This window comes from Oricola sp. (assembly GCF_965230365.1).
In the GTDB taxonomy this organism is placed as follows: Bacteria; Pseudomonadota; Alphaproteobacteria; order Rhizobiales; family Rhizobiaceae; genus Oricola.
Window position 1 is genome coordinate 1,494,313 of sequence record NZ_OZ246003.1, and the last position, 12,070, is coordinate 1,506,382.

General features: G+C 62.1%; 11 protein-coding genes and 1 pseudogene. 6 read left to right on the forward strand and 6 right to left on the reverse strand.

Annotated features, from left to right (window positions below):
* Positions 1–28 precede the first annotated feature (28 nt).
* The 4 genes from recN to ACO06R_RS07245 all read left to right on the forward strand — a co-directional run bounded on the left by recN (position 29) and on the right by ACO06R_RS07245 (position 5,003).
* Positions 29–1,699, forward strand: coding sequence for a DNA repair protein RecN (recN, locus tag ACO06R_RS07230; protein ID WP_421857854.1), 1,671 nt, complete (start codon positions 29–31; stop codon positions 1,697–1,699).
* Positions 1,700–1,785: 86 nt separating this feature from the next.
* Positions 1,786–3,909 (forward strand): NAD-dependent DNA ligase LigA, encoded by a 2,124-nt coding sequence (ligA, locus tag ACO06R_RS07235; RefSeq protein ID WP_421857857.1) that lies wholly within the window; start codon positions 1,786–1,788, stop codon positions 3,907–3,909.
* Positions 3,910–3,993: 84 nt separating this feature from the next.
* Positions 3,994–4,698 carry an AzlC family ABC transporter permease gene (locus tag ACO06R_RS07240; RefSeq protein WP_421857860.1) on the forward strand — a complete coding sequence of 235 codons (705 nt, stop codon included), beginning with the start codon at positions 3,994–3,996 and terminating at the stop codon, positions 4,696–4,698.
* The gene (locus tag ACO06R_RS07245) at positions 4,698–5,003 is read left to right on the forward strand and encodes an AzlD family protein (RefSeq protein ID WP_421857863.1); all 306 of its coding nucleotides are present in this window, start codon (positions 4,698–4,700) and stop codon (positions 5,001–5,003) included. The genes ACO06R_RS07240 and ACO06R_RS07245 overlap by 1 nt, the downstream gene beginning before the upstream one ends.
* Here the strand turns inward: ACO06R_RS07245 and ACO06R_RS07250 are convergent.
* Positions 4,993–6,828 (reverse strand): aminopeptidase P family protein, encoded by a 1,836-nt coding sequence (locus ACO06R_RS07250; protein ID WP_421857866.1) that lies wholly within the window; start codon positions 6,826–6,828, stop codon positions 4,993–4,995. The genes ACO06R_RS07245 and ACO06R_RS07250 overlap by 11 nt on opposite strands.
* Positions 6,829–7,076: 248 nt before the next feature.
* Between ACO06R_RS07250 and ACO06R_RS07255 the strand changes: the two genes are divergently transcribed.
* Positions 7,077–7,262 (forward strand): hypothetical protein, encoded by a 186-nt coding sequence (locus tag ACO06R_RS07255; RefSeq protein WP_421857868.1) that lies wholly within the window; start codon positions 7,077–7,079, stop codon positions 7,260–7,262.
* A gap of 71 nt (positions 7,263–7,333) precedes the next feature.
* Here the strand turns inward: ACO06R_RS07255 and ACO06R_RS07260 are convergent, their stop codons facing one another.
* Complete coding sequence (locus ACO06R_RS07260; protein ID WP_421857870.1) at positions 7,334–8,209, reverse strand: 50S ribosomal protein L11 methyltransferase; 876 nt, start codon at positions 8,207–8,209, stop codon at positions 7,334–7,336.
* 72 nt (positions 8,210–8,281) lie between these two features.
* Positions 8,282–8,467, reverse strand: a complete 186-nt coding sequence (locus ACO06R_RS07265) for a hypothetical protein (protein WP_421857872.1) — start codon at positions 8,465–8,467, stop codon at positions 8,282–8,284.
* Positions 8,468–8,638: 171 nt separating this feature from the next.
* On the opposite strand from ACO06R_RS07265, the gene ACO06R_RS07270 reads away from it, so the two are divergent.
* Positions 8,639–9,436 carry a DUF2189 domain-containing protein gene (locus ACO06R_RS07270; RefSeq protein WP_421857874.1) on the forward strand — a complete coding sequence of 266 codons (798 nt, stop codon included), beginning with the start codon at positions 8,639–8,641 and terminating at the stop codon, positions 9,434–9,436.
* Positions 9,437–9,566: 130 nt separating this feature from the next.
* Here ACO06R_RS07270 and ACO06R_RS07275 read toward each other — a convergent pair.
* The 3 genes and pseudogenes from ACO06R_RS07275 to ppk2 all read right to left on the reverse strand — a co-directional run.
* Positions 9,567–10,052, reverse strand: a pseudogene (locus tag ACO06R_RS07275) (acyl-homoserine-lactone synthase); the annotation flags it as partial.
* Between the two features lie 73 nt (positions 10,053–10,125).
* On the reverse strand, positions 10,126–10,887 hold the full coding sequence (locus ACO06R_RS07280; protein WP_421857877.1) for a helix-turn-helix transcriptional regulator: 762 nt from the start codon (positions 10,885–10,887) through the stop codon (positions 10,126–10,128).
* A gap of 218 nt (positions 10,888–11,105) precedes the next feature.
* Positions 11,106–12,026, reverse strand: coding sequence for a polyphosphate kinase 2 (ppk2, locus tag ACO06R_RS07285; protein ID WP_421857879.1), 921 nt, complete (start codon positions 12,024–12,026; stop codon positions 11,106–11,108).
* Positions 12,027–12,070 lie beyond the last annotated feature (44 nt).

Here is a 12,070-nt window from a genome sequence, read left to right on the forward strand (position 1 = left end):
CTTATCCGCGAATCAGGACCACTCCGACATGCTGTTGCAGCTCTCGATCCGAGATATCGTTCTGATCGAGGCGCTTGAAATCGATTTCGCGCGCGGGCTTTCGGTTCTGACGGGCGAAACGGGCGCCGGCAAATCAATCCTGCTCGATGCACTATCGCTGGCGCTCGGCGCACGTGGCGACGCCTCGCGGGTGCGTCACGGGGCTTCGCAAGGCCAGGTTACGGCGCTCTTCGATGTCAGTCGCAGCCATCCCGTGCGGGCGATGTTGGAAGAAAGCGGTGTGGACGCCGATCCTACCGAGCCGCTGATCCTGCGGCGTGTGCAGTCGGCGGACGGCCGGACGCGGGGCTTCGTCAACGACCAGCCGACCAGCGCCGGATTGCTGAAATCGATCGGCCATTTGCTGGTCGAGATCCACGGCCAGCACGATGACCGCGCGCTGGTCGACATGTCGACGCACCGCGATCTGCTCGATTCCTTTGGCGGATTGCAGGCCGACGCCCAGCATGTGGCGGCGCTGTACCGCGCCTGGCGGGCGACTGAACGGGCACTTGCCGATCATCGCAGGCGTGTCGAAGAAGCGGCCCGCGAGGCCGACTATCTGTATTCCTCGCACGAGGAGCTTGCCGCGCTGGCGCCGGAGCCCGGCGAAGAAGAGCAGCTTGCCGACCGGCGCGCGACAATGATGCGGGCCGAGAAGATCGCCGGTGACCTGAACGACGCCCATGACGTGCTGAGCGGCCAGGCATCGCCGGTGCCGCAGATTGCCAGTCTGCTCAGGCGCCTGGAGCGCAAAGCCGCCGAAGCGCCCGGCCTGCTGGAGGATGTTAACGCCGCGCTCGGTCAGGCTCTCGACCATCTGGCCGATGCGCAGGGGCGCATCGAAACTGCCGTACACACAAGCGAGTTCGATCCGCGCGAACTGGAAGCAGCCGAAGAGCGCCTGTTTGCGCTGCGCGCCGCATCGCGCAAGCACAATGTCCCGGTCGAGGAGTTGCCGGCTCTGGCGGTACGGTTTGCCGACCAGCTTGCGGAACTGGATGCCGGCGAAGCCCGCCTGGCCGAACTGGAGACCGCGGCAAGCGAGGCGAAGGCACTGTTCGACCGGGCCGCCGAAGCGCTTTCTGCCGCGCGTGCATCAGCCTGCGGGCAGTTGAAATCCGCGGTGATGCAGGAATTGCCGGATCTGAAGCTCGAACGTGCCGAGTTCATCGTCGAGATGCAGAGCGATGCCGACCGGCGCGGCGAGGAGGGCATCGACCAGATCGAGTTCTGGGTGCGCACCAACCCCGGCACGCGGGCCGGGCCAATGATGAAGGTCGCATCGGGCGGCGAACTGTCCCGCTTCCTGCTGGCGCTCAAGGTGGCGCTCGCCGACCGCGGTTCGGCGCCGACGCTGGTCTTCGACGAGATCGACACCGGCGTGGGCGGCGCGGTGGCCGATGCGATCGGATCGCGCCTGCGCCGGCTGTCGGAGACAGTCCAGGTGCTGTCGGTGACCCATGCGCCGCAAGTGGCGGCGCGCGCCTCGGAGCATTTCCTGATCCACAAGCAGCCGAAAGGCGGCGAGCAGCTTGTTACCTCGGTCGCGTCGATGGGCACCGATGAACGCCGCGAGGAAATCGCCCGGATGCTGGCGGGCGCGACAATCACCGACGAGGCGCGGGCGGCAGCGGCTCAGTTGCTCAAAGCCGGTTGACAGCAGTCATTCATTGACGCCGGAATTCGGCTTGAGAGCGGTGTTTTAACCGCTATGTTCGCGCCGGAACAGGACACGGGCACGCCATGCAAGACGAACTCCGCTCAAAACCGGTCGAGGCGCTCGACGAGCAAGAAGCCGCCGCCGAACTGGAGCGGCTCGCCGCCGAGATCGCCGGGCATGACCGGCATTACCACGCCGAGGACCGCCCGGTTGCCACCGACGCCGAGTACGACGCGCTCAAGCAACGCAACGGCGCCATCGAGGCGCGTTTCGCGCATCTCAAGCGCGCCGATTCGCCCAGCGATACGGTTGGCGCAGCGGTCTCGGAGAAGTTCGAGAAGGTCCGCCACAGCGTACCGATGCTGTCGCTCGACAATGCGTTTTCGGATGCCGATGTGCGCGATTTCGCGGCCCGCGTGCGGCGTTTCCTCAAGCTTGGCGAGGACGCACCGCTGCGGCTGACCGCCGAGCCGAAGATTGACGGGTTGTCGCTTTCGCTGCGCTATGAAAACGGTGTCCTGGTTTACGCTGCGACGCGCGGCGACGGCACCACGGGCGAAAACGTGACCGCGAATGCGCGCACGATTGGCGACATTCCCGAAAGGCTCGCCGGAGGTCCGCCGGCGGTCATGGAGGTGCGCGGCGAGGTCTATATGACCAAGCAGGATTTTGCCGCGCTCAATGCCCGCCAGACGGCGGCGGGCAAGCCGCCCTATGTCAATCCGCGCAACACGGCGGCCGGCTCGTTGCGGCAGCTCGATGCGTCGATCACAGCGGCGCGTCCGTTGAAGTTCTTCGCCTATGCATGGGGTGAAGTGTCCGACATGCCCGTATCGACACAGTCGGCGATGGTGTCCGAACTCGGCGCATTCGGCTTCACCGTCAATCCGCTGATGGCAACGTTCGACACGGTCGATGAACTGATCGCGCACTATCATCGCATCGAGACCGAACGCGGGGGTTTGCCCTATGACATCGACGGTGTGGTCTACAAGGTCGACGATCTGGGGCTGCAGGCGCGGCTGGGCTTCGTTTCGCGCAGCCCGCGCTGGGCGATCGCCCACAAGTTCCCCGCCGAGAAGGCGATGACCACGCTGAACGCGATCGACATTCAGGTCGGACGCACTGGCGCGATTACCCCGGTTGCGCGGCTGGAGCCGGTGACAGTCGGCGGCGTGGTGGTGGAAAACGCGACGTTGCACAATGCGGAAGAGATCGAGCGCCTGGGCGTTCGGGTCGGCGATACCGTGATCGTGCAGCGCGCCGGCGATGTTATCCCGCAGATCCTGGGCTTTGTGGAAGACAAGCGGCCGAAGCATGCTGAAGAGTTCGCGTTTCCGTCCGTGTGTCCTTGCGAACTGGAGACGCCGCTGGTGCGCGAAACCAATGCCAGTGGCGAGGAAAGCGTGGTGCGGCGTTGCTCGGGCGAGTTCGCGTGCCCGTTCCAGCGCAAGGAGCATCTGAAGCACTTCGTTTCGCGGCGCGCCTTCGATATCGAGGGGCTGGGCGACAAGCAGATCGAGTATTTCTTCGACGACGGGGGCGGGCTGGCGATCAGGACGCCCGCCGACATCTTCACGCTTGAGGCGCGCGACGGCGATGCGATGACCAAGCTGAAAAACCGCGACGGATATGGCGAAGTGTCGGCGCAGAAGCTGTTCGATGCCATCGAGGAGCGCCGGGCGATCCCGCTGGAGCGGCTGATCTATGCGCTCGGCATTCGCCATGTCGGTGAATCGACGGCCAGGACCCTGGCGCGGGCCTATGGCGATTGGGTTGCTTTCGAGAAGGCCGTGCTCGACATTGCCGGTGGCGATGCGGCGGCGCGCGAGGAAATGGATGCGCTCGACGATATCGGCGACGCGGTGATCGAGTCGCTGGCGCGCTACTTCTTTGAACCGCACAACCGCGAAACGGTCGAGGCGCTGGTCGGGCAGCTGGATATCGTCGCCGCCGAGAAGCCGGCCGCCGACACCGCGTTTTCGGGCAAGACGATCGTCTTTACCGGGTCGCTCGAACGCATGTCGCGCGACGAGGCCAAGGCGATGGCCGAGCGGCTCGGCGCCAAGGCGGCGGGCTCGGTATCGAAGAAAACCGACCTCGTGGTGGCCGGGCCGGGTGCCGGGTCGAAGCTGGCCAAGGCCGGCGAACTGGGTATCGAGGTGATCGACGAGGACGAGTGGTTCCGGCGTGTCGAAGGCGCGTGACAACGCGCCCGCGGGTTGTCACAGGCACAATTCCGTTCGTGACAGGTCAATACTGTTGACGTAAGGCGGATGCGCGAGGTTTCGATGCGTAATCGCCATGAAATTCTAAGGGGCGCGAGAGCTTCCATCCCGGTTGTACTGGCGGCCGCGCCCTTCGGGCTGCTGTTCGGCGCATTGGCGGTCGACAACGGGTTCAGCGTCTTCGATGCCGTGCTGATGAGCGCGACGATCTATGCCGGGGCGAGCCAGATGGTCGGCATCGATCTGTTCGGCGACAAGATCGCGCCATGGCTGATCGTGTTGTCGATCTTCGCCGTCAATTTTCGGCACATCCTCTATTCGGCGGTGACCGGCCGGCAGATCGGCCACTGGTCGGCGCTGCAGCGGTATGTGGGCTTCTTTTTCCTGATCGATCCGCAATTCGCCGAACTGGAGAAGCGCCGTGAGAGCGACCGGGCGCTGTCTTTTGTCTGGTACATGGGCATGGCGGTGCCGATCTATCTGGCGTGGATCATCGAGGCCTGGCTGGGTGCGGTGTTCGGGCGGCTGATGACCAACCCGGAGGCCTACGGGATCGACTTCCTGCTGTCGGTGTACTTCCTCGGGTTGGTGATGGGGTTCCGGCGCCGGCCGAACTGGCTGCTCGTCGTGATTGTCAGCGGCGCCGTGTCGGTTGCCGCCTATGCACTCATTGGATCGCCCTGGCATGTCAGCATCGGTGCGATCGCCGGTATCATCGCCGCCGCGGTAATCGCCGGAACGCCGGAAGAAACGCGCACGGAGCCGTGATGATAGAGTTTTCGACGATATCCTGGATCGTGCTTGCCGGTGCCTTGGCGACCTATCTGACACGTATCGGCGGTCATCTGGTGCTGTCGCGCTTCCAATCCATTCATCCGCGCGTCGAAGCTGCCCTCAACGCCGTTCCGGCGGCGGTCCTGACGACCCTGGTCGCGCCTGCCGCAGTGTACTCCGGAACCGCAGAGACGCTGACTATCCTGATCGCCGCTGCGGCATCGCTATATATCCCGACAATGGGGGCGTTTGTCGTCGGTTGGGTGGCGATTGTCGTGTTGCGGATGTTTATCGGCTGATCGCGGCGGTCATCGCCGCCAGCCAATCGCGCACAGCCGGCTCGTCGACAAGCGGCGTGATCTCATCGCAAACATGGGCGTGATAGGCATTGAGCCAATCGAGTTCTTCGCCGTTCAGCAATGACGGATCGATCAGCCGCCGGTCTATCGGACACAGTGTCAGAGTCTCAAACCGGTGCATTGCGATTTCACCGCCGTCGGGCACCTCGGGACGGCATACCAAGATCAGGTTCTCGATGCGGATCCCGTGCGAACCGGCCTTGTAGTAGCCGGGCTCGTTGGAAACGATCATTCCGGGCAGCAGAGCCTGCATGCTGCGCGCCGAGATGGACTGCGGCCCTTCGTGAACGCTGAGGAACGAACCGACTCCGTGGCCGGTCCCGTGCGCGTAGTCGAGGCCCGCCGACCAAAGTGCGCCGCGTGCCAAGACATCGATGTCGACGCCCCGCGTGCCTTTCGGGAAACGCGCCATCGAAACCGCGATCATGCCTTTGAGCACCAATGTGAAATGACGCTTGTACTCCGGTTTCGGTTCTCCGACCGGAATCACGCGTGTGATGTCGGTCGTACCGTCCCGGTATTGGGCACCGGAATCGACCAACAGCAGTTCGCCATCGGCGACGACCCGATTGGTGGATTCAGTCACACGATAGTGGACAATGGCGCCGTTCGGTCCGCCGCCGGAAATCGTGTCGAAGGAGATGTCCTCGAGCGGCACTTCGAGCCGTTCGCCGGTTTCGCGTCGGCAAGTCTCAAGCATTCGGACGGCAGCGATCTCATCGAAAGATCCCGGTTCCTGGGCGTCCGCCCATGCCAGGAATGCCGCCATGGCGGCGCCATCGCGGCGATGTGCCTCGCGTGCGCCTTTCTGTTCGGCGGCGTTTTTCTGCGCGCGAGGCAGGGCGACCGGGTCGCGTCCCTCGACAACTGACGCGCCGGCGGCCTCCAGATCGGCGGCGATCCGCCAGGCGGCCAGTTGCGGATCGAGCAACACCCTGGCGGTGTCGGCGCCGAGTTCGCCAAGCGCGTCTTCGAACTGGTCCGGTGGTCTTATCGTCGCCAGTTGCGCTAGGTAGGCTTCGACCTTGATCGACAGTTTGCGCTTGTCGATGAACAATTGCGGTTCTCCGTTCGCGGGCACTACCGCAAAGGCCAATGCAAGCGGCGTGTGCGCGACATCGCGACCACGGATGTTGAAGAGCCAGCAGATCGAAGCGGGGTCGGTCAGAACCGCGGCGTCAACCTCGGCTTCCGCGATCGTATCGGCCATCCGACCGATCTTGTCGCGGGGCGTTTCCCCGGCAAACGGAAAGGGGTGGACCGAAACAGGCTCGAGCGGCGCCGACGGCAGGTCGTCCCGGATCGCGTCGACGGGGTTCTCATCGAGCACGACCAGCTCCGCGCCTTTCTTCTCGCAGGCCTCGCGCAATCGCTTCACGCCCGCAACCGTGTGCAGCCAGGGATCGAATCCGACCCGCGCGCCTTTCCCGATATTGTCCGTCAGCCATGTGTGGGGCGGCGTCGCGATCAGATCGTGGCATGTAACGAGATCGGCATCGGTTTGGTCTGCGGCTTGCAACGTATAGCGGCCGTCAACGAACAGATTCGCGGTGTCCTGCAATATGATAGCGGCTCCAGCAGATCCTGTGAAACCGGTCAGCCAGGCCAGGCGCTCGGCCCGTTCGGGCAGATACTCGTTCTGGTGCTCGTCGGCATGCGGAACAATCACCACATCGATGCCCTTGGCGCGCATGTGTTCGCGCAATGCACAGATGCGCGGCCTGCTTGCTGCGGGATCGCCTTTTTCGCTGAATTCCTGGAACATGGGATACTCCGTTCGGCCCTGTCTAGAGCGATTGTTGTGCAGCTGGAAGTCAAAGATAGGCTGGACAGGGTTTTTGATCGGGCTTGATCAAGCGCCTTCGGCGGCGCGGTCCGTGTGCGCAGCAGCATATCTCTTCGCACATGCGAAAAACGCATGGCAGTGTTGCGGCATTGGCCGTGGTCAAACCGGCGAATGAGGCGCATGTTTCTGTCACGGACAAATTGCCGTAACAGATCCAGGAGATATCGATGACCGCCCGCTCGAACAAAGGCTTCCTCAAAAACACCTTCGACGCCATGGTCAATGCGCGTGCCCGCCAGGTTTCCTCCTATGTGAACGGCGCATTGCTGATGCTCGATGACGAAACGCTGGAAGCACACGGATACAAACGCGAAGAACTGCTGCGCCGCCCGAATTCGACCTATCCCTTTTAGTCATTTGTCGGCGAGAGTTCTTTTCAAAGGCGGTCCAGTGGGCCGCCTTCTTTGTTTCAGTGCCTGCTGTGTTAGGCACCCAGATGCATCGCGATCCATTCGCCGCGCTGAAGGGTGCGGCGGTGGTACAGCCCGGCATTGCGGAATGCCGCGAGCACCATCCAGCGCTGGCTTTCCAGAATTCCGGACAGGATGACAGAACCGCCGGGCGCCAGATGCGTGGCGATCTGCGGTGCCATGCGCATCAGTGGCCGCGCGAGAATGTTGGCGACGACCAGATCGAAGGGGCCTTCTTCCGCAAAGGCGCGGTGGCTGAAGCCGGTTGCAGTCTCGAATCTGACATAGGCAGATGCGCCATTCTGGCGGGCGTTCGTCTGCGCGACCACCGTGGCGATCGGATCGATGTCGGTTGCCAGCACCGGGCATCGGCAGAGCCGAGCGATCGCGATCGCCAATACACCAGTGCCGGTGCCGAGGTCGAGCGCATTGCGGGGCGGTGAAGCGGCGGCGATACGCTCGAACATCTCCAGGCAACCGGCCGTGGTGCCGTGATGGCCGGTACCGAATGCCTGGCCGGCCTCGATCTCCAGCGCTATGTCGCCGGCCTGGACCGCGTCTCGGTCATGGCGTCCGTGCAGCAGGAACCGCCCGGCGCGGATCGGCTTCAAGCCTTCCAGCGACTTCGCCACCCAATCGATATCGGGCAGGATTTCCCGCGCGATCGCGTTGCCGGCAGGCCCGGCGAGATGGCGCATGCGCGTTTCGACTGCCGCAACATCATCGGTCTCGCCGTCCACATAGACCGACACCTCGTGGAGCTGTTCGGCCTCGTCTATTTCCAGATTCGCAAGCGCGTATCCGTCGTCCTCGAACTCGGTTTCGAAAGCCGCGAAAGTGGCCGCAGCCGCTTCCTTGCCGGCTAAAAGAAACAGCCGAACCTGGCTCATGGCGTATCCCGATACGACTGCGGAGACATCGGAAAAGTTTGAAGCATCAGAACCTTGAATCTGGCGGCAGCGTTAGAGGCACCAGGACAGGCCGGATTGGATAACCGAGAGCAACAACGGATTGCCATGGGCAAGCCAGCCCGTCATGCCGACCGCGCCGATTAGCGCGACACCGGCTGAAATGGCCAGCACAACCGGAATCGAACTGGCGCCCGTTGCGCGGCCGGTCCCATGCGGATGTGCTGCTTGTCGTTCCATGCCGCAGTGATAACCGAATTTGCGCGTCGCGCCAATGCGCCGCGTTTCACATCGGAGGCAGTTGCATTTGCATCTTGATATTCGTCATCGACGCCGCAACGATAACGCGGGAAATTGACTGAGGAACCGCGTGGCCGGGGGAGGAACCGGCTGCACGCAGGAGGAGGAAAAATGGCCGAGAACAATGAAGTCGCCGAAACACGCAAACCGCCGGCCATGCCGGTGGTGAACGAAATCGGCTTTGGCGATCTGGGCGACGTTCTTTCCAAGGGCTTCGCCGATTTTCGCCGGGCTCCGCTGTTCGGCCTGTTCTTCGGCGGTGTGTTTGCGCTGGGCGGAATTGTCATCGCCCTGTCTTTGACCGTCTGGGACATGCCCTGGATGATCTATCCGGTGGCGATCGGGTTTCCGCTGATCGGCCCCTTCGTGGCGGTTGGTCTGTACGAGGTCAGCCGGCGCCTTGAAACCGGAAAACCGCTGGTCTGGGGAGAAATCCTCGGCGTGATCTGGCTGCAGCGCCAGCGCGAACTGGCCTGGATGGCATTTGTGATGCTCTTCGTGTTCTGGGTCTGGATGTACCAGATCAGGCTGTTGATCGCGATCATCCTGTCGCGGGCCTCGTTTTCAACGCTGGAGCGCTTTCTCGATGTGCTGTTCAACACCTCGGCAGGATGGACATTCCTGGCTGTCGGTCATGTCGTGGGGGCTGTTCTCGCAATCGCGCTGTTCTCGATCACGGTGATTTCGATACCGTTGCTCCTGGATCGGGAAGCCGATTTCGTCACGGCGATGGTCACCAGCGTGAAGACCGTGGTCACGAACCCCGTGCCGATGGTTGCGTGGGGCATTGTGGTGACGCTTGCGGTTCTTCTGTCGGCACTACCGCTTTTTCTCGGGCTGTTGGTGACGCTTCCGGTGCTCGGCCATGCGACGTGGCATTTGTATCGGAAGGCGGTTGCGCCGGCATAACCGGGTCTGCCGACCGGATTGCACGCTCGACAAACGGGCGCATCCTGTCGGCGAGCCGCGTGGTCTGCGCATCGATCGGGATCAGTCCGCAGACGACATCGCAACCGTCTATCACGCGCCCGCCCAATCGCTCGGTCAGAACGCCGAACTGGCTCGTGAGACGAATCATACGCTCCTCGGTCACGGTCAGGTAATGGGTGATGCCATTGCGGCGTGCGTAATCGAAGTTTGCGATCGTCAGCGCCAGTGTTTCGAAATCGAGCCCGGCGGGCAGGCGCCCCACGGGGCCGTCGCGGTTGACGCAGAAGCGCGACAACTCCCAGATCGTCGGCGACCTGAAGTTGTATTGCGGAGGGACGAGTCCGTCGAAGGCGAGTTCGAGCAGGGTTGTCTGGGTTGTCGGGATCAGCCGGATACCGGCGTTAAGGGTTCCGTCGCCGCCGACCGACAAAGCATAGGTGCAGGGCAGGTCGTCGAGGATATCACGCTCGTGGTCGCCGCAAACCGGGACGTTCCAACCCAGCTGATCGCGGAAGACGGTTTTGCGCAGCCGAAAGTAAGCGGCAAGGAGGTCTGCGTATTCTTCGCGCTGACCGGATTCGATGTGAACGATCATCTCGGGCCCCCCGGATAGTGAAGCGTCGCCAGCCGACTGGCGCCGGGGAACCTTTATCGTCTATCTTCAGTGACTACAACTTTTGATTGAATTTCTTAAAAAGATACAACTCATGCGCGCGTGAGATCGCCGCCGCCTTGTTGTTGACCCGCAATTTGCTTTTCGCGCTTTGCGTATGGGCGACGACCGTCCAGCGCGAGATGCCCATGATTTCCCCGGTTTGCTGGTCGGTTTTTCCAAGCGAACCCCAGTACAGGACCTCGGTCTCGCGCTCTGTGAGATTGATCTTTGGTTCTCCATTCTTGAGGAACCGTTCAACGACCGCGAGGCCGATGATGTAGGCTTGTTCGCGATACCTGACGATCACGGACTGATTGTCATCGCAAGGCGCCGACATGTCCATGTCGGTCGCGAATGTCGTGACCGAACGGATGTTGGGGCCGAAATTGGCCGGTATCCCGATGGTGAAACGGCCAATCCCGTTACGCAAGGCGCCTTCGGCCAGCGCCTCCAGTTCGGCCTTGCCCGGGTTCTGGTGGTCGAAAATCACCGCACCGGTTGAGTTCAGGCCGTTGACGATCGACGGATCGATCCTGGAGTAGTTGAAGAATGTGTATTCCTGTACCCATTGGGTTGGATAGGTCGTCACGATGACATGAGAGCTGAACTCGTCAGCATCCAATTCTATCCAGACAGAAATGTAATTACATTGCGTTTCAGAGCGAGCATTCTTCAATGCTTCGAAGATCGATGGTGGGAAATCGGGATCCGATTTCTGGATTTCGAACTCTGGCGCAACCAGTACACGATACATAGCCTCGTTTTGCCCTCTCACTTCTTGGGGCCGGTTACCTGGCCCGCATCAAGTATCATTGCGTCATGCAATTAGTTGCAGGCGATTACTATCATGCAAGTGAATTTAGTAAACTGGAATAACGCTACGTTATGTGGCGAATTTTGCCAAGGCATCAGAGGGTTAACGCGCAAGAATGCCATTTAGCGAAAACTTTCGCCAAGGCGGCGCGCCGGCGCCCTTCGGCCCGGCGCGCGCACTCAGTATTTCTGCGGAACGTAGAGTTCTGGCGGCAGGACTGCCCGCTCATAGTCGGGATTGAAAACACGGTCCGGCAGCGACACGTCTTCGCCCGGAACCTCTTCGTAGGGGAAAAGCGTCAACAGGTGGTCGATGCAGTTGAGACGCGCACGCTTCTTGTCGTTGCCTTCGACGATGTACCAAGGGGCCTCAGGGATGTTGGTGCGCCCCAGCATCTCTTCCTTGGCCTTGGTGTACTGCTCCCAGCGGACGCGCGATTGCAGATCCATCGGCGACAGCTTCCATTGTTTCAGCGGATCGTGGATGCGCATCAGGAAGCGCAGCTGCTGCTCCTCGTCAGTGATCGAGAACCAGTATTTGACCAGAGCGATGCCGTCGCGCGCCAGCATGCGCTCGAATTCCGGCACGTCGTTGAAGAATTGTTCGACCTGGTTGTCGTCGGCGAAGCCCATGACGCGTTCGACGCCGGCCCGGTTGTACCAGGAGCGGTCGAACAGCACGATTTCGCCGGCTGCAGGCAGATGTGGAACGTAGCGCTGAAAATACCATTGCGTCTTCTCGCGATCGGACGGCGCCGGCAGCGCGACGACGCGAACGACGCGCGGATTGAGCCGCTGGGTGATGCGCTTGATGACGCCGCCCTTGCCGGCGGAATCGCGGCCCTCGAAGATCACGACCACGCGTTTGCCCTGGTGGATGACCCAGTCCTGCAGCTTGATCAGTTCGGCTTGCAAGCGCAGCAGGTTGCGGAAATAGTCGCGGCGCGGGACGGTTTCGCCATGCGCCTTCTGGTAGATGCGCTTGATTTCCAGCGACAGCGCGGCGTCTTCGAGCTCCAGTTCGTAGTCTTCGTCCAGCGTGTCGGCGAGTTCCGCCTCCAGCCAGTCGCTTCCATCGATCGGATGTTCCGTTTCGTCCATGGCGGGTCCTCCTGTTGGCGGCAAACGCGGATTCCTAAAGTGGC